The sequence below is a fragment of the Polyangium sp. y55x31 genome (assembly GCF_029946505.1).
Lineage (GTDB): Bacteria > Myxococcota_A > Polyangia > Polyangiales > Polyangiaceae > Polyangium.
Genome location: NZ_JARZHG010000047.1, coordinates 1 through 17,649, shown reverse-complemented (window position 1 = coordinate 17,649; position 17,649 = coordinate 1). Strand labels below are relative to the sequence as shown.

The window sequence follows — 17,649 nt, the reverse complement described above, 5'->3', positions numbered from 1 at the left end:
CACGCCGAGCCATTTGGAGGCGACGACCGCGGCCCCGGCGCGGCGTCGACCCGGAGACCCACGCAACGTATCGAGCGCCGCCACGATCCGAGGAAATACCCCCGGGGCACCCCAGATCCTTTCTCCCTCGATGGAGGAACCCATGAGACGTCTCGCCTTCGCGGCGCTTTTTACTTCGATCGTCGTGGCACCGGCCCTCGCATCCGCGGACGCTTCCAGCGCCACACAACCGTACAGCTTGCAATACGCGGTGTCGCCTTCCCAGGTCTGCATGGACGCGGACTACCTCTCGCTGGCCTCCGCGCACGTGCAGAGCGCGGTGAACACCGGCAAGATCGATGGAGCCGTCCTGCTCGTCGCGCGTCACGGCAAGGTCGTGCTCCACAAGGCGTACGGCAAACGTGACGGCAACTTCGCCGGCCCTTCCGCGCAAAACCCGTCGATGCCCAAGGACGGCATCTTCGATCTGCAGTCGATCACCAAGATCTTCACCGCGTTCGTGGCGATCGATCTGCACGACGACGGCAGCCTCGATCTCTCCGATCCGGTCGCGAATTACCTGCCCGAGTTCGCCACGCCCGAGAAATCGGGCGTGCTCGTGGCCGACCTCGTGCGGTTCACCTCGGGCCATTCGGTCGACGCCGCCGCGTCGCTGCTCGGCGATCCCGCTCCCTGGAGCACGATGCTCGCCGAGAGCCTCGCATACACGCCGAGCACGGCGGTGCTCTACAGCGACATCGCGTATCGCCTGCTCGGTCGCGTCGCCGAGGCGGCGGGAGGCGCGCCGCTCGACGTGCTCGTGAAGAACCGGATCACGAGCCCGCTCGGGATGAAAGACACGGCGTGGCGGCCGCTCGTGACCATGCCGACGAAGTCGAGCCGCTTCGTCGGCACGGGCTACTCGACGGTGCGCGAGACGAACGGCGCGCCCCGGTACATGCGCGGCGAGGTCGCCGACGAGCAGGACTACTGGATCGAGTCGAACGGGCACGGCGTGACCGGCTGTGACGGCGCGTTCTCCACGGCCTGGGACCTCGCGCTCCTCGGGCAGATGTTCCTGAACCGCGGCGCGCGCGTCGTCGGCAATACGAGTTATGGCTACTGCACGCCGTGGATGTGGACCTGCGGCATCGACTTGCTCGCCTCGCCGACGCTCGTCGAGGGGATGATGTCGCTCCAGTCGAAGAACGCTTCCGGCGCGCCGCTCGGCATCTCCGGCGCGACGTCGAGCTGGCTCGACGACCTGCTCTTCGCGAACAAGGGCCACGGCTGGGAGCTCGCGGACACCGTGGCCGGGGCCCACGTCGTGACGGGCCTCTACTCGACGCCGTACGCCGTTTCGAAGATCGGCGCCGCGGGCACGTTCCTCACGGTGGACCCTCATCCTTCGCGCGACCTCGTGATCGTCCTCCTGACGAACCACGGCCTTCCGACGCTCGCCGGGCCGGACGGCATTCAGGCCGACGCGAGCGGGAACCTCATCTGGCCGAGCTACGAGGGCATGATGAACGGCATCGCGCCGGACGTGGTGAACGACCTCGTGCATCTCTCGATCGTGGGGCCGTGACAAAAAGCTCGAGGGGGCGCGTGCTTCGATTTCAGCGCTCGCCCCCTCGCTTCTTTTCAGCTCTTCACTGCGGATTCGGATAGCAACAGCCGGTGATGCAGCTCTCGCCGGGCGGGCAGGGATCCTGGCCGGCCTGGCCGCACTTCTGCACGCCGGTCGGGCAGAATTGCTCGACGCAGCCGGGCGGCAGGTCCGGCTTGCCGATGCAGACCTCGCAGGTCTCGCAGGTGTTGAGGCACGCGCTGACCTGGGTGCAGGGCTTGCACTTCGTCGGGTCGTTCAGCGTGTTCACGTTGCAGCTCCCTGTGCCGGCCGGGTTCTCCGAGCCGAGCCAGATCGTGTGATCCAGGCCGGGCAGGGCGCAGCAGCCGAAGCAGTCGCAGCCGTTCGGCGTGAGCGGGCCGCAGTAATTGAGGCAGACCTGCGATTGCGTCGTGTACGCCGTGGCGCACGTCCCGTTGTACCCGGCGATGTTCGCGTTCGGGTTGTACGCGCACTGGCTGCCCTCCGGCGGGTAGTTCGGCGCGACCTCGAGCGGATCACACTTGTGGCTCCAGTAGCAATCGTCGTTGCCGGCGCCCGTGTCCTGATCGAAATAACAATCGGACTTGCAGGGCGAGTTGTTCTGGCCGGGGATGCCGCCGTAGAAGCTCCCCTCGGTGTTGTCGCAGGGGCCGAGGCACTGGCTGTCGGCCGAGTCGGTCTTGCAGTCGCCGTCGTTGTCGATGCAGTCGCCGCAGGCGTAGGTCTTGCCCTGGCAGGTCGCGACCTGGCAGAAGTTGCCGCAGCCGCCCTGCGCGGGATTGCACGTCTCGCCGCAGCCGCAGAGGTTGTTGTTCGGGACGCCCTTGCACGTGTCGAGGATCGGGTCGCAGACGTCGGTCGTGCAGGCGATGCCGTCGTTGCAGACGGGCGGCGAGCCCGCGCTGCAACCGGAGGCCCCGCAGGTCTCGTAGCCATTGCAGAAGATGCCGTCGTCGCAGATGTAATCCTGCGGGTAATGCGCGCACGTGCCCGAGGGCTCGTTGCACTGGTCGTACGTGCAGGCGACGCCGTCGTTGCAGTTGACGGGCGTGCCGCCCATGCAGCCGACGAGCGGGTTGCAGATCTCGACGCCGTTGCAGGTGCTGCCGTCGTTGCAGACGTTGTTGTTCGGCGTGTTCGAGCACGCGCCCGTCTGCGGGTTGCAAGCGTCGACGGTGCAGGGGACGCCGTCGTTGCAGTTGACGGGCGCGCCCGCCTTGCAGACGACGTCGCAGTACTCGATGCCGTTGCAGGCGTCGTTGTCGTTGCACTCGGCGTTCGTCGTGCAGGGCTTCGCCGTGGTGCAGCCGCCGACGAGCGGGACGCAGAGCTGCCCCGCGGGACACTTGCTGCTGTCGGCCGAGGAGCTGCAGGTGCCCGACGGCTCCTGGCAGGTCTCGTTCGTACACGCGATGCCGTCGGACGGGCAAACCACGGACGGGCCCGCCTTGCAGCCGGTCATGGCGGCGCCGCCGGCCGGATCGCAGACCTCGACGCCGTTGCAAGCGAGGCCGTCGCTGCAGGCCGCGTCGTTCGGCGCGAACACGCACTTTTTGAGCGCGTTCGAGCAGCTATCGGCGGTGCACGAGAGGTTGTCGTTGCAGACGACCGGGTCGCCGGCCTGGCAGCCGAGGCCGACCTCGCACGTCTCGGCGCCGTTGCAGAAGTCGTTGTCGTCGCAGGCCGCGTTGTTCGGCGCGTGCGCGCAGGTGTCCATCGCCTCGTCGCAGGTGTCGGCCGTGCAGGCGAAGCTGTCGTTGCAGTCGACGGGCGTGCCGGGCTTGCAGCCCGCGACCTTGTCGCAGGTCTCGGCGCCGTTGCAGAACGCGCCGTCCGAGCAGTTGCCGTCGTTTTCGACGTGCTTGCAGCCGCCCGACGCTTGATCGCAGAAGTCGTCGGTGCAGGCGACGCCGTCGTTGCAATCGAGCGGCGTGCCCGCCTTGCACCCGAGCACGCCGCACGTCTCCACGCCGTCGCAGGCGATGCCGTTGTCGCAGAGGGCGTTGTTCGGCGTGTTCATGCAGCCGTCGAACTGCTCGTTGCAGGTGTCGACGGTGCACGAGATGCCGTCGTCGCAGGGGGATCCGGAGCTCGGCGTGCACCCGGTGCCGGGCGCGCCGTTTTCGGGGTCGCAGACCTCGACGCCGTCGCAGAACTGGCCGTTGTCGCACATCATGCTGTTCGGCAGGTGGACGCATGCGCCGGACACGCAGGCGTCCGCGGTACACCCGATGGCGTCGTCGCAGTCGGCGTTCATCACGCATGCGGGCCCTCCGCCCGAGCCGCCGCTGCCGGCCATCATGCCGCCGGAGCCGGCCATGACGCCGCCGCTGCCGCCGAGGCCGCCCATGCCGCCGGAGCCGGCCATGATGCCACCGCTGCCGCCGCTGCCGGCCATGACGCCGCCGCTGCCGCCGAGGCCACCCATGCCGCCGGAGCCGGCCATCACGCCGCCCGCGCCGCCGAGGCCACCGGAACCACCGTTGCCGCCCGAACCACCGATGCCACCGCTGCCGCCGTTGCCACCGATGCCGCCCGAACCGCCGTTACCGCCGTTACCGCCGTTACCGCCGTTGCCGCCGTTGCCACCGGAGCCGGCCATCATGCCGCCGATACCGCCGTTGCCGCCGGAGCCGGTCGTGCTCGCCGTGGTTTGAGGGGTCCCACCGTCGCCGCTGCAGCCGATCGCGGCGAGTGCCACCAACGCGAACCAACAACGTCGTAACCTTCGCCGCTCCAGCATCACCCTCTCCGTCGCAAGAAGCCGTCCGATCGGCACAGCGTAAGCGAAAAACTTCAACGTCGGAGGATGGTAAATGTTGTTACCACTCCATTCTGTATTCGTTGTTGCTCAAACTACATAGATCGGTGATCAGGACCACCTCGCGCGTGAGCTCGGGCCGTGGGTGCACGTGCGGGGCGGGACGCTCTCGACGCCGCGGCGGCGCTGGGCCAGAAGGGCTCGGATGCAGGAGACTCGTCCGGGGATCCCCTCCCGGCTCCTCGATCCCGCCTTCGTTCGCGAGCTCGAGGTGCTCAGGCGCAGGCTCGAGATCCGCGCGCGCTCCGGCGCCTCGGGCGAACACGCGGCGCGGCGGCGCGGCGGCTCGGCGGAGTTCCAGGAGCACAGGCCCTACAGCCCCGGCGACGACCTGCGCCGCATCGACTGGGCCGCCTACGCGCGCACCGACGAGCCCGTGCTGAAGCTCTTCCGCGCCGAGGAAGACGTGATCGTGCGGCTCCTCGTGGACACGTCCGCGAGCCTGGATTTCGGCGAGCCGCCGAAGTTCGAGGCCGCATGCCGCATCGCCGCGGCGTTCGGCTACATGGCGCTCGCGGCCTCGGAGCGGGCGCAGGTGATCTCGGCCGGGGAGGGGATTCAACGCGAGGAGACGCCGGTGCGGGGCCGGAGCGGCCTGCCGGCGCTGCTCCGCGCGCTCGGAGGGATCGCGCCGCGCGGCGGGACGGACCTCGCGCGGGCCATCGATCGGCTGATACAAAAGAACAAGCGTGCAGGGATGCTCCTCGTCGTCTCCGATTTCCTCGACGGCGGGCCGCTCGGCCCCGCGCTCAGCCGCGCGGCCGCGGCCGGGCACGATCTCGTGCTCGTGCAGGTCGTCGCGCCCGAGGAGATCGAGCCTCCGTACGAAGGCGACTGGGCCCTCGAGGACGCCGAGACCGGCGCGGTCGTCGAGGTGACCATGGATGCCGCGGCGATCGAGGCGTACGTGCTGCGTTTCGCGGGCCTCTGCGAGGAGCTCCGGCAGATGGCGAAGCGGCTGCGCGCGACGTACGTGCGGGTTCGGACGGACGAACCCTTGGAGAGCGCGATCCGGCGGATCGTCGCGAGGAGCATCGACTGAATGTCCTCGCCGCTCGATCTGCTCGCGCCGAAAGGACTCGCGCTCCTCGGGCTCCTCGGCCCGCTGGTTCTCCTCTACATCCTGAAGGTGCGGCGGAAGAGGAAGCGCGTCGCGTCGACGTGGCTGTGGGCCTCGGCGAAGCGTGACCTCATCGCGCGCTCGCCGTTCCAGAAGCTCATCGCGCAAGTGCCGCTCATCCTGCAGGCGCTGGCGCTGCTCCTGCTCGCGTTCGCCCTCGCGCGGCCGGCGACGCGCGGAAGGGCGATCACGGGCGATCACCTCGCGATCATCGTGGACGCGAGCGCGTCGATGTCGGCGCAAAGCGTGGCCGGCCCGGAGACGAAGACGCGGATGGAGCTCGCGCGCAAGGTCGCCGAGGACATCCTGTCGTCGCTCGGTCCGGGCAGCGACGCGCTCTTGCTCGAAGCGGGGCGCGACGCGCGTGTGGTCGCGCCGCTCGATCGCGACGCGGTCCGGCTGAAGGCCGCGCTGAAGACGCTGCGCGTGCACGACGTGGAAGGTGATCTCGGCGCGGCCGTGGCGCTCGCGGTGGATCGGCTGCGGCAGCTCGGCGGATCGCGGCGGATCGTGGTGATCACGGACGGCAACCTCGCCGCGCCGGCGGCGCTCTCGGGAGCGTCCTTGCCGATCGAGGTGATCACCGTGGGCACGCCGGTGGACAACGCGGCCATCGTGCGCGTCGACGTGCGATCGGGGATCGAGCCTACGCTGAAGCGCGAGCAGGTGCAGGCGTTCCTCGTGATCGCGAACTTCGGCAAAGCGCCGCGCGAGCTCTACGTGACGATGCGCGAGGACAACGCGTCGGACGTGCTCGCATCACGAAAGATCCTGGTCGCGCCGGGCGAACGCCAGGCCGTGGTGCTCGACTTCCTGCCGGCGCCCGGCGACTACCGGCGCGGGCTCATCTTCGACATCGCGCCGCACGACGCGATGGAGGTCGACGACGCGGCCTTCGCGCGCGTGCCGGCCGGAGACAAACTCCCGGTGGCGTACGCGGCGTCCGATCCGCAGAAGATGTCGCCGTGGATCGAGCGGGCGATCATCAGCGATCCGGCGACGACGCTGAAGACGCTTTCGGTGACGGAGCTCGCGCAGCCGGCCGCGGTCGAGATGGACGCGTTCGTCGTGGTGGAGGGCGCGTGCCCGGACTTCGTGCCGGGCGGCGACCTCCTGATCGTCGCGCCGCCCGCGGGTCGATGCTTCGGCACCGTGGTCGGCAGGACGCTCGAAGCACCGTCGATCACGTCGTGGGAGAGCGGCGACGCGCGCATGCGCTTCCTCTCGCTCGACGGCGTGTCGATCTCGCGCGCGGCCGCGCTCAAGCCCGAGGGCCCCACGCAGGAGCTCATCCGCACGCAGGACGGCACGATCGCGACCGACATCTCCACGCCGACGCGCACGGGCACGCTGCTCGGCTTCGACGTCGGCGACAGCGACTGGCCGCTCAAGGCGAGCTTCGTGCTCTTCATGCGAAACCTCCTCGAGCAAGCGCGCATCCACCGCGCCCACGGCATCACGGGGCCCGCGCGCGCCGGCGAGCCGCTCCGCGTGCGTTTGCCCGCGTCGGCGAAGGACGTCGAGGTGAAAGGCCCGACCGGCGACAAGCTCGACGTGTCGTTGCGGGGCGGGCTCGCAGTCGTGCCGGAGATCTCGAAGGTCGGCCTCTATCAGCTCTCGTGGCAAGGCCCCGAGGGCGGCGCGCTCGTGGCCCCGGCGAACCTGACGAGCGCGGCCGAGAGTGACCTCGGCAGCGTCATGGCCCCGGCCGGATCGGGCAAGGACGAGATCAAGGTGACGGCCGCGGGAACGGAGCCCGACGCGCACAACGAGTGGAGCTGGGTGCTCGCGCTCGTCGCGCTTGGCTTCGTGGTCTTCGACATCTGGTACCTCACGCGCAAGCCTCGCCTCGCGCCCGCCGCCGCGCCCGCCGCGCCGAAGCGCCCGCCGGCGCCGGAGAGGAGGGCCGCCGCGTGATCCCGACGCATCTGCGCCCGTACGTGCCCTTCGTGGTCGTCGGCCTCGGCCTGCTCGTGTTCGTCCTGATCGCGCGATGGGTGATCCGCGAGGCGGGGCTCACGAAACGCAAGATCTTGCTCGCGGGCATGATCGTCGGCGCGCTGCCGGCGCTTTACGTGGGCCTCGTCTGGACGGGCCTCGTCCCCGGCGGCTACCTGCGCCTCGCACGGCCGCAGATCGCGCTGCTCGCGCTCGCGTCGACCACGTTCGTCGCGTACCGCATGGCGACGGGCTGGACGAACCAGGGCCCGCTGCGCACGCGGCTCGGCGATCTGCTCGCGCAGCTCGCCACGTTCATCGCAGCCATGGCCGCCGCCGGGCCCGAGCTCGGGCGGCCGCTCGATCGGCTCACCGTGCTCGTCGCGATCGATCGCAGCCGCTCGATCGACCTCGTCCCGAACGCCGAGCAGCGCATCAAGCAGGAGCTCACGGTGGCCGAGCTCGGCATGCGCGAGGAGGATCGGATCGGCACGATCATCTTCGGCGCGGACGCGGCGACGGAGGATCCGCCGAGGCCGAAGTCGGACCTGCCGGCGCCGCAACGCGTCTCCATCGGGCGCGACGGGACCGACCTCGGCGCGGCAGTCCGGCGCGCGCTTGCCGAGGTGCCCGCCGACAGCGCCGCGCGCATCGTGGTGCTCTCGGACGGCGTGGCGACGCGCGGCGACACCATGGCCGCGGCTGCGGCGGCCGTCGCGGCGGAGATCCCGGTCGACGTGGTCCCGCTCGAACAACGCTCGATCCCGGACATCCGCGTGGTCGCGCTGCGAGCGCCGACGCGCGCGGACGAGGGCGAGCCCATCGACCTGCGCCTCGTGACCTCGTCGCCGAGCCCGGCCGCGATCCAGATCCGGCTGCGTCGTGACGGCGAGCTCATCGCGGAGTCGGGCGCGAAGATCGCCGCGGGCGAGGACGTCCTGCGCATCCGCGAGAAAGCGCCCGGCCCCGGGTTTCACCGCTACGACGTGGAGATCACGGCGGCCGATCCGACGCTCGATCAATCACCCGAGGACAACGCGGGCAGCGCGTTCATGCGCGTGCGAGGTCAGGCCTCGGCGCTCGTGCTCGACGGGGACGCGGGCAAGACGGCGTTCATCGCGCGCGCGCTCGAGGCCGCGGCGTTCAAGGTGGACGAGGGCTCGACGAGCAGCGTGCCTGCGGACCTCGCAGGGCTCGTCGGGTACGACCTCGTCGTGATGGGCGACGTGCGCGCCTCGGATCTCTCGCCCGGCCAGATCGACGCGCTCGCGAGCTACGTGCGCGACCTCGGCGGCGGCCTGCTGCTCATGGGCGGCGATCGCAGCATGGGTCCGGGCGGGTACGCGCGTACGCCGCTCGAAGAGGTCTCCCCGGTTTCGTTTGACCTCAAACAAGAGCGGCGCCGCGCGAGCTTGGCCGAGGTGATCGGGATCGACATCTCGGGCTCGATGGCGGCCAACGCCGGCGCGCACACGAAGCTCGAGCTCGCGAACGAGGCCGCGGCCCGCAGCGCCGCGCTGCTCGGCACCGGCGACAGGCTCGGCGTGCTGCACGTGGACACCGAGGTCCACTGGAGCGTCCCGCTCGGCCCGGTGAGCGACAAGGCCGCGATCGACAAGGCGATCCGCGGCGTCGGCCCGGGCGGCGGCGGCATCCTCGTCGACATCACGCTCGAGGCCGCGTACGCCGCGCTCGCGAAGGAGAAGGTCAACCTCAAGCACGTGCTCCTCTTCGCCGACGGCTCCGACGCCGAGCAGATGGGCCCGTGCCGCACGATGGTCTCGAACGCGCTGCGCGCCGGCATCACGACGAGCGTCGTCGCCCTCGGCAACGGCGGCGACGTGCCCGAGCTCGAGACGCTCTCGCGCCTCGGCAGCGGCCGCTTCTACCTCATCGAGGACGCGAACCGCCTTCCCGCGGTCTTCACGCAGGAGACGATCCTCGCGGCGCGCTCGTCGATCGTCGAGAAGGAGTTCCGCGTCGCCCGCAGCGCGCCTTCGCCCATCCTCTCGGGCGTGCCGCTCGACGAGGCCCCCTCGCTCGACGGGTACGTCGTGGGGATCCCGAAGGGCCGCGCCAGCGTGCTCATGACCGGCCCCGAGGGAGATCCGATCCTCGCCGTGTGGTCGGCCGGCGTCGGTCGATCCGGCGCGTTCACGAGCGACCTCAAGGATCGCTGGGGCCGCCGCTGGACCACGTGGCCCGGCGCGGCGCGGCTCGTCGGCCAGCTCGCGCGTGACCTCACGCGCAAGGGCGAGGACGGCCGCGTGCGCGTCGAGGCCGACGCCTCGGGCGGCGAGCTTCACGTGCGGGCCACGGTCGTCGGCGACGATGGCCGCGCACAGTCGTTCCGCCGCTTGATGGTGCGTGTCGCCGGGCCCGACGGGTTCGTCCGCGAGACCGCGCTCGAAGCCACGGGCGCCGGCGCGTACGCCGCGTCGATCCCGCTCTCGCGCCCCGGCACGTACATCGCGATCGCCAAGGACGAGCAGTCGGGCGACGTCGTCGGCACGGCGGGCGCGGCGCTCACGGCCGGCGAGGAGCTCAGGCCCACGGGCTCCGACGCGGCGCTGCTCGGCCGCATCGCGGACCTCACGGGCGGCAAGCGCCGCGACACGCTCGCCGGCATCTTCGGCGACCGCGCCGCGCGGCGTTTCTCCTACCAGGACATCACGCCCGTGCTGATCGCGATGGCCGGCTTCGCGCTCCTCCTCGCGGTCGCGGCGCGCCGCTTCGCCTTGCCGGAGCCCGTCCTCGCGTGGGCCGCGCGCGCGCGCGCCGCGCTGCAACCGAAGCCCGAAGGCGCCCACGCGCGGCCTGATCCGCGCTCGCCCGACGCCGTCGTCGGCGCGCTCCTGCAAGCGAAAGAGCGCGCCGCCCGCGAGCGCGCCGCCCGTGAGGCCCCGCTCCCCGCGGCCTCGGCCGCAGCGCTCGCGCAGCCCTCTGCGCCGGCCCCGCACGCGCCTCCACCCGCGCCCGCGAGGCCACACGCAGCGGCCCCGATCGCGGCCCCGCAACCGCCCGCAGGTGCTGCGCCGCCCGCCGGCCCGCCGCAGCCCCGCGCGCTCACGGCCGCCGAGATCCTCCTCGCGCGCCGCAAGAACCAGCCGCGGTCCTGACGAACCGCGCTTACCGAACGACGCGATACGCCTGCGTCCAGGCCATCTTCCCGTCCGGCAGCGAGACACGCGCCCGCACCCAGGTCTCGTCGCCGCGGAGCTCGTACGTCGCGTCGCCCTCGGGACCACGTCCCATCTTCGCGAGCTCCTTGCCGCCGTCGCCGAGGAACACCACGACCGCGCCTTCTTCCTTCGGCCACACGCTCAGCTTGGTCTCGGTCACGCGGATCCGCGTCAGCGTCACGCCGGACGACGCGTAGAGCCGCCTCTTCGCGAGCCCCTCGCAGATGAGCGCTCGATCCGGCTTCTCCGCGAACACCTGAACCCAGCCCTTTCCGGGCCGCGCGGGCTTGATGCTCGGCTTCGTCAGGCCGAGGTGATGCGCGTCGTCGACGGCCACGCCCCCGATCGACCAACCCTCGTCGAGCAGCGTGTTCCACACGGCCTCGTGGGACGGCCGCTCCGCGTTGCCCTCCGTGTTCACGTACGGGTGGCCGCTCCAGATCTCGAGGAGCTCCGCGCCGCGGGTCACGCGCACGTCGTCCATCGTGAGCGCCCAGTCGAAGTTCGGGTGGTTCACGAGCGCGACGCCGCCCTGCTCGTGCACGCGGTTGATCCCGTGCAGGAGCGCCTCGCGTTTCGTGCTGAACCGGCCTCCACCGATCGTCTTCTTCGTGCAGAAGCCGTTGATGTGGACGGGTTTGCCCTCGGCCCACATCGTCACCTCCTCGCCCGCGATGATCACGAAGTTCTTGCGTTCGAGCGCGGCGAACGTCTCGGGGCTGACGCGGTTGTCGTGATCGGTGAGCGCGAGGAACGCGTAGCCGTGGCTGCGATACCAGGTGTAGACGTCCTTCGGGGGACGATCGCCGTCGCTCCACTTGCTGTGCGTGTGGAGGTTGCCGCGCTGGAAGGTGTTGACGTCGAGCGTCTCGGCGAACTTCGGCGGGTTCAGCGCGGGCGCGTCGATCTTGATCTTCAGCGTGAACGGCGCCGCGATGGCCGTGGGCTCGGGAGGGACGCGCGTGAACACGACGGCCGCGGCCACACCGATCGTGGCGACCCCCACGCCGAGCGCGATCCAGCGAAATTTGCCCGTCTTCGACCGCATCCGCCTTTCCCTGCCCGCGAGGATAGCTCCATACGCCGCGACGGCGGAAGCGCGCCCGTTCAGTCGAGGACGAGCCTGACTTTCACGGAGACATCGATCCCTTCCGTCGGCCACGCCAGGAAGTTCGGGTTCGTGCGGCCGGTCCACTCGACGCGGACCTTCTTGCCGTCCTCGAAGAAGGGACGCACGTCGCCCTCGTGGAGCACGTCGAGGATCACGTCGGGCTCCTTCGCGGGGAACTCCTTCTTCGAGACGAGCGGCGTGCGCCCCGTCGACGTCACCGCCTCGCCGAGGATCTCCTGCACGAACGTGATGTCCTCCGCAGGCGGCGCCACGGAGATCCGCACGAACCCGAGCCGGGCCGCGCCGTACGAGTTGACGTCGCTCTCCAAGGTGACCTCGTTCCACCAGAAGAACGTCCCGTCGACCTTGGGAGTCACGGTGAAGTTCGCGTCCACGTCGTATTCGCTCGTGATGGACGAACACCCGAACGTGCCCATGGCCATCGCGGCTCCGACGAGCAAAGCCCACCGCGCCCCGCGCCCGCTGCCCACCCTGTGCTCCGCGCCCGATTCGATGAAGCCATTCATTCTGAAAATGTAGCACGCCCGCGGCCTGGATCCCGCTCCGCGGGGCGCGCACCCAAGGGCGCACGAAACCGCGCGTCCAAGGGAACACCCTCGGCCGGGCAGCGCCTGGGGCGCCGCGGCTTGGGGCATTCAGACCGAAGGAGTCGTCGCGCATGGCCACGATGCAGGAGGGCGCCCTCCTCTTTTCGTTGAAGTACCTCGCGCGCCTGGAAGAGGCGCGCGTTCGTCCAGAAAACGAGGCCGCGGGGCGCCTCGAGCTCGAAGAGGCGGCGCGTCACGCGCGCGAGTCGTCCTCGATGAACGCCCGGATCGAAACCGAGCGCCGCGCGCGCATGGACGCCGAGCGCCGCGCCGAGGAGGCGCGCATCGAGGCGATCCGCGTCGCCGCCGTCGAGCGCGCCCGCGCCGAGGCCGAGGTGAACGCGCGCCTCGAAGTGATGCGGATCGTGCAGGAGCACGAGCGCGCCCTCGCCGCGCTGAAGGAAGACAAACAGAACCAGCGCCTCGGCCGCGCCGTGCGCCTCGGCGCCGTCGGCTCGATGGTCCTCTTCGCCGCGGCCTTCGGCTTCTACTTCGGCAAGATCAAGCCCGACGCCGAAGCCCAGCTCCGCGCCGAGCAGGCCGCGATCACCGCGGCCGACGAGGAGGCGTCGCGGCTGCGCCAGAAGCTCGCCGAGCGCGACGCGCGCATCAAGGAGGCCGAACGCGTGCTCGGCGTGCTCGGCCGGCCCGCTCGCTAGATCGAGTAATCCTGCACGAAGAGCTTCGCGTCGCGCAGGTTCACGAACACCTCTTCCCCCTCCGTGAGCCCGAGCTCGGCGACGCGATCCTTCGTGAGCTCCACCGTGAGCGGCTGATCATCGCCGAGCTTGAGCTCGATCCGCACCATCCAGCCGACCCGCACGAGACGTTCGACCCGCGCGGTCGCCACCTCCACGCTGCTGCGCTTCTCCACGCGGCTCGTCACGCCCACGAGCTCCACGTCGTGCGGCCGTACGAACGCGCGCACGCTCGTCCCGTCCCCCGCGCCCGGCGGCGCGTGCACCGCGAGGCTCCCGAGCGCCGCGCGCCCGCCGCGCACCTCGCCTTCGAGCTCGTTGATCGACCCCACGAACCCCGCGACGAACGCCGTCGCCGGCCGATCGTAAATCTCCTCCGGCGTGCCGATTTGCTCCACCTTGCCGCGGTTCATCACGATCACCCGATCGGCCACGCTGAGCGCCTCTTCCTGGTCGTGCGTGACGAACACCGTGGTGATCGCGCGCTCTTCGTGCAGGCGCCGCAGCCATTCGCGCAGCTCCAGCCTGACCTTCGCGTCGAGCGCGCCGAAAGGCTCGTCGAGCAGGAGCACGCTCGGCCCCGGCGCGAGCGCGCGGGCGAGCGCGACACGCTGCCGCTGCCCGCCCGAGAGCTCGTGCGGGTACCTCGCGCCAAACTCCGCGAGCCGCACCAGCGCGAGCAGCTCGCTCACTACGCGATCCACCTCCGCCCGCGGTTTGCCCCTGATTTCGAGGCCAAATCCCACATTTTCGCGCACCGTCATGTGCCGGAACAGGGCATAACTCTGGAACACGAAGCCGATGTTCCGCTCCTGCACGCGCACGTCCGTCACGTCGACGCCGCGCAAGAGCACGCGCCCTTCGTCCGGCGATTCGAGCCCCGCCAGGATCCGCAGCACCGTCGTCTTGCCGCCGCCGCTCGGGCCGAGCAGCGCGACGAGCTCGCCCGCTCCGATCTCGAACGACACCACATCGACCGCCCGCCCGCTGCCGCCCGGGAACCGCTTCACGAGATCACGCGCCACGATGCCCACGAGCACCTACCCTTCCGCCTGGCCGCGCGCGCCGCGCTTCCGTCGCACCACGTCGAGCAGCAAAAGAAGACCGATCGACGCGAGCGCGAGCACCGTCGCCACCACGTACGCGCCGCGGTCGTCCCGATCTTCGAGCGCCCGGTACACGAACACCGTCGCTGTCTCCGTCTGCCCCGCGACGCCGCCCGAGACGAGCAGCACCGCGCCGAATTCGCCGATCGCGCGCGCCATCGTCAGCGTCGCGCCGTACGCGAGCCCCCAGCGAATCCCCGGCAACGTGACCCGAAAGAACGTCACGAATGGCGACGCCCCGAGCGTGTACGCCGCGAGCTCCTGATCGGTGCCCATCTCTTCGAGCACGGGCCCGACCTCGCGCACCACGAACGGCAGCGTCACGAACGCCGTCGCCATCGCCATCGCCGGCCAGGCGAACACGATCTCCACCCCGAGCGCGTCCGTGATCGGCCGCAGCAGCCCGCCCTTGCCGAAGAGCGAGAGCAAGACGACGCCCACCGCCACGGGCGAGAGCGCGAACGGCACGTCGACGAGCGCGTTCATGACGCGCTTTCCCACGAACCGATCCCGCACGAGGACGAACGCGAGCGCCGTGCCGAGCGTGCCATTCACCACGACCGCGAAGGCCGTGAGCTTGGCCGTCATCACGAGCGCCGAGAGCACGTCGGGCCGCGCGAGCACCTCGGCGAAAGGCCGGATCCCGCCGCCCAGCGCGCCGCGCAGGAGCGAGGCGACCGGCAAGAGCACGAGGGCGCCCACGTAGAGCACGGCCGCCCCGATCAGGAGGGCGCGCACGTGCCTCCGTCCGCCGCCCGCCCGCTCAGCCATGGGCCCCCCGCTGCCGCGCCGACACGACGAGCACCACGCAGAACGCGATCGTCACGAGCACGAGCGACATCGCGCTCGCCGCGTGCACGTCGCCCGACTCGACCTCCCCGAACACGTGCACGGCCGCGGTCAGCGTCCGCCGCGGGATGTTGCCGGCCACCACGACCACCGACCCGAACTCGCCGAGGGCCCGCGCGAAGCTCTGGAGCGCGCCCGAGACGATGGCCGGCATGATCGCGGGGAGCGTCACCCGCCGGAACGTCGTCCACTCGCTCGCGCCGAGCGTGTAGGCGGCCTCCTCGTCGGCCCCGTCGAGCTCCATCAGCACCGGCTGCACCGTGCGCACCACGAGCGGGAGCGTCACGAAGAGCAGCGCGAGGATGATCGCCGGCGGGGCGTACACGACGCGCAGGCCCGCCGCCTCGAAGAGCTGCCCGAGCGCGGCGTGTGGCCCGAGCAGCGTGACGATCATCATCCCCGTCACGAGCGTGGGGATGGCGAAGGGCAGGTCGATGAGGACGTCGAGCAGCTTGCGCCCGGGGAACCGGTAGCGGACGAGCACGTACGCGATGAGCGTGCCCATCACCGCGTTCACGGCGGCCATCACGAGCGCCGTTTCCAGCGTCAAGAGGACGGCCGCGCGCGCGACCGGGTGGAGGATCGCCCGCCCGAGCTCGCCGAGGCCCTTGGAAAGCCCCTCCCGCGCGAGCGTGGCGACCGGCAGCGCCACCATGAGCAGGAGGTAGGTCCCGGCCGCCACGCGCAGGCCGAGCTTGCCGAGGGGCCGTCTTCGCGCCCTCGACCGGCCCCCCGGCCGCGCTCCTGACAGCTCCACCGTCGTGCTCAAGCGAGCTTGAGGATGGCGCGCCGTGGAGCTCGTCCGCAACGACGATCTGAAAGTTGCATCGGAAAGCTGCGACAATGTCCGTGGTGGTCATGCATGCGGGGGTTCGTCGCTCGTTCGGGCGGCCCGTGTTCATGCGGGGTGCTTGCAAAGCTGCCCGTGATCTGCAGTCGATCCGTGGGGGAGGTCTCCAGGGTTGCGGCGGCACGGCGATTCTGGTAACCACCTCGAACGTGATCGGTGCGATGAGTGGGAACCCACACGCCATTTCATCGCATCTACCGATCGCCCTTGCCCAGGCCGAGGGACACGTGGACCCCGACGTCGGGCGTCATCGCGCGACGTTCCACGGCTTGACGGAACGAGCGTAATCGCCCCCAACATGAGCCCGCCGGAAACACTCTTCGACAAGGTGATTGCCGCCAGTGGTCTTTCGGAGGTGTTTGCCCGAGGTACCATCAAGCGCGCGTGCTCGCGCGTGGGGGTGACGGCGGAGACGATGAGCCCCTCGGAGCTCGCGCGCGCGCTCGGCTCGATCGAGCAGGCGCTTTCCGTCTTTTTGCCGCCGGATCAGAAGGATTCGCGCATGCAAGCCATCCGCGCGCTCTCGCGCGGCTGAGCGTCTCAAGCCGCATTTTTGCGGATCGTCATCACGGGGATCTTCGAGCGGCGCAGGACGGCGGTCGCCACGCTGCCGAGCAGCACGCGCCCGAACGCGCCGCGGCCGTGCGTGCCCATCACGATGAGATCCGCCGAGATTTCGGCCGCGGCCTTGCAAATCTCGTCGGCCGAGCGGCCCTCGCGCAGCACGCCGTCGAGCCGGACGCCGCGGGCCTTTTGTGCCTCGACGACGGCGTCGAGCCTGCGCTGCGCGGCCCGCCGCACGGTCTCGGCGAGCTCGGACGCGGGGAGGTAGGAGCCGTCGGGGAAGCTGTAGACGATCAGGCTGTAGACATGCACGACGGTGACCCCGGCGCCGAGCTTCGCGGCGAGCTCGATCGCACGTTCGAGCGCGTGCGCCGAGGTCTCTTCGAAGTCGATCGGCACGAGGATCTTCTGGAACGGCATGGTTCCTCCTTGATGCGCCGATCCCGGATCGGTAAGCCTCGCGGCGTCGTCGTTCGTGTTCCCAGTCTGCTCGCTCGCGAGCCTTTCCCGGCCGAAACGAGGTCTCCCGGCGAGCGTGAGCGGATGCGGGCTACCCTGGACGGACGCGGTGACGGCGGGGAATCGGCTGCGGAAACCGGCGTTTATCGCGTCGCGATAGTTGCTTGCGCGTTGGGGAGCGGGGCGTTAGCCTCATGATCGCCCTAGGCCCGTTCGTCGTCGAACTCTGACAGCCCGCTTTGCTCGCGGTCGCTCGATCTGTATCGGCTGACGGTCGCTCGTCTGTGTGGTCTCGAAGCGATCCGATGCACGGCCCGGGTCGCATCCGGGGAAGGTCAGGAGAGGTCGTGCATCGGGTGGTCTGAGGATGAGCAAGCGACTGTACGTGGGCAATTTGGCCTTCCACTCCACCGAGGAGAGCGTCCGCACCGCTTTCCAGAGCGCCGGTGTGGAGGTTATCGGTGTCCAGGTCATGACCGATCGGGTGACGGGGCAATCGCGCGGGTTCGGTTTCGTGGACGTGGCGGGCGACAAGGAAGCGCAGGCTGCCATCGACGCGCTTCATGGCAAGAGCCTGGACGGGCGCACCCTGACCGTGAACGAGGCGCGTGAGCGCACGCCGGGCGGCGGCGGCGGCGGTGGTGGCTTCCGCGGCGGTGGCGGTGGCATGGGCGGCGGCGGCGGCGGCGGCGGTTACGGCGGCGGTGGTGGCGGCGGCGGTCGCGGCGGTGGCGGCGGCGGTCGTGGCGGCG

Annotated in this window: 14 protein-coding genes; 7 read left to right on the top strand and 7 right to left on the bottom strand. The window is 70.5% G+C overall.

What is annotated here, in order from left to right; translation table 11 throughout:
• Positions 1-142 precede the first annotated feature (142 nt).
• Positions 143-1,567, top strand: coding sequence for a serine hydrolase domain-containing protein (locus tag QHF84_RS44020; RefSeq protein WP_281319597.1), 1,425 nt, complete (start codon positions 143-145; stop codon positions 1,565-1,567).
• A 64-nt stretch (positions 1,568-1,631) separates the two neighbouring features.
• Here QHF84_RS44020 and QHF84_RS44015 read toward each other — a convergent pair whose 3' ends face one another.
• A complete protein-coding gene (locus tag QHF84_RS44015; protein WP_281319596.1) occupies positions 1,632-4,292 on the bottom strand; it encodes a hypothetical protein in 2,661 nt (886 codons plus the stop codon).
• 265 nt (positions 4,293-4,557) lie between these two features.
• Here QHF84_RS44015 and QHF84_RS44010 point away from each other — a divergent pair, with 265 nt between their 5' ends.
• Genes QHF84_RS44010 through QHF84_RS44000 form a run of 3 tightly spaced genes read left to right on the top strand, consistent with a single transcriptional unit; the run spans position 4,558 to position 10,589 of the window.
• Complete coding sequence (locus QHF84_RS44010; RefSeq protein ID WP_281319595.1) at positions 4,558-5,454, top strand: DUF58 domain-containing protein; 897 nt, start codon at positions 4,558-4,560, stop codon at positions 5,452-5,454.
• On the top strand, positions 5,455-7,449 hold the full coding sequence (locus tag QHF84_RS44005; protein ID WP_281319594.1) for a VWA domain-containing protein: 1,995 nt from the start codon (positions 5,455-5,457) through the stop codon (positions 7,447-7,449).
• Complete coding sequence (locus QHF84_RS44000) at positions 7,446-10,589, top strand: VWA domain-containing protein (protein ID WP_281319593.1); 3,144 nt, start codon at positions 7,446-7,448, stop codon at positions 10,587-10,589. The genes QHF84_RS44005 and QHF84_RS44000 overlap by 4 nt, the downstream gene beginning before the upstream one ends.
• A 10-nt stretch (positions 10,590-10,599) precedes the next feature.
• On the opposite strand, the gene QHF84_RS43995 is transcribed toward QHF84_RS44000, so the two are convergent.
• Both QHF84_RS43995 and QHF84_RS43990 read right to left on the bottom strand, forming a co-directional pair.
• Positions 10,600-11,700 carry a CehA/McbA family metallohydrolase gene (locus tag QHF84_RS43995; protein WP_281319592.1) on the bottom strand — a complete coding sequence of 367 codons (1,101 nt, stop codon included), beginning with the start codon at positions 11,698-11,700 and terminating at the stop codon, positions 10,600-10,602.
• A 59-nt stretch (positions 11,701-11,759) separates the two neighbouring features.
• The gene (locus QHF84_RS43990) at positions 11,760-12,290 is read right to left on the bottom strand and encodes a hypothetical protein (protein WP_281319591.1); all 531 of its coding nucleotides are present in this window, start codon (positions 12,288-12,290) and stop codon (positions 11,760-11,762) included.
• Positions 12,291-12,442: 152 nt separating this feature from the next.
• Here QHF84_RS43990 and QHF84_RS43985 point away from each other — a divergent pair, with 152 nt between their 5' ends.
• A complete protein-coding gene (locus QHF84_RS43985) occupies positions 12,443-13,030 on the top strand; it encodes a hypothetical protein (RefSeq protein WP_281319590.1) in 588 nt (195 codons plus the stop codon).
• On the opposite strand, the gene QHF84_RS43980 is transcribed toward QHF84_RS43985, so the two are convergent.
• From QHF84_RS43980 to cysT, 3 genes are read right to left on the bottom strand one after another with little or no spacing between them, the layout of a single operon-like run.
• A complete protein-coding gene (locus tag QHF84_RS43980; protein WP_348652935.1) occupies positions 13,027-14,103 on the bottom strand; it encodes a sulfate/molybdate ABC transporter ATP-binding protein in 1,077 nt (358 codons plus the stop codon). The two genes, QHF84_RS43985 and QHF84_RS43980, sit on opposite strands and share 4 nt — an antisense overlap.
• Positions 14,104-14,109: 6 nt before the next feature.
• Complete coding sequence (locus QHF84_RS43975) at positions 14,110-14,946, bottom strand: sulfate ABC transporter permease subunit (protein ID WP_281319588.1); 837 nt, start codon at positions 14,944-14,946, stop codon at positions 14,110-14,112.
• Positions 14,939-15,781 carry a sulfate ABC transporter permease subunit CysT gene (gene cysT / locus QHF84_RS43970; protein ID WP_281319587.1) on the bottom strand — a complete coding sequence of 281 codons (843 nt, stop codon included), beginning with the start codon at positions 15,779-15,781 and terminating at the stop codon, positions 14,939-14,941. The genes QHF84_RS43975 and cysT overlap by 8 nt, the downstream gene beginning before the upstream one ends.
• Positions 15,782-16,172: 391 nt before the next feature.
• On the opposite strand from cysT, the gene QHF84_RS43965 reads away from it, so the two are divergent.
• Positions 16,173-16,409 carry a hypothetical protein gene (locus QHF84_RS43965; protein ID WP_136927744.1) on the top strand — a complete coding sequence of 79 codons (237 nt, stop codon included), beginning with the start codon at positions 16,173-16,175 and terminating at the stop codon, positions 16,407-16,409.
• Positions 16,410-16,414: 5 nt separating this feature from the next.
• Here the strand turns inward: QHF84_RS43965 and QHF84_RS43960 are convergent, their stop codons facing one another.
• On the bottom strand, positions 16,415-16,858 hold the full coding sequence (locus tag QHF84_RS43960; protein WP_281319586.1) for a universal stress protein: 444 nt from the start codon (positions 16,856-16,858) through the stop codon (positions 16,415-16,417).
• 406 nt (positions 16,859-17,264) lie between these two features.
• Between QHF84_RS43960 and QHF84_RS43955 the strand changes: the two genes are divergently transcribed.
• The coding region (locus QHF84_RS43955; protein ID WP_281319585.1) for an RNA-binding protein at positions 17,265-17,649 on the top strand (385 nt) is incomplete at its 3' end.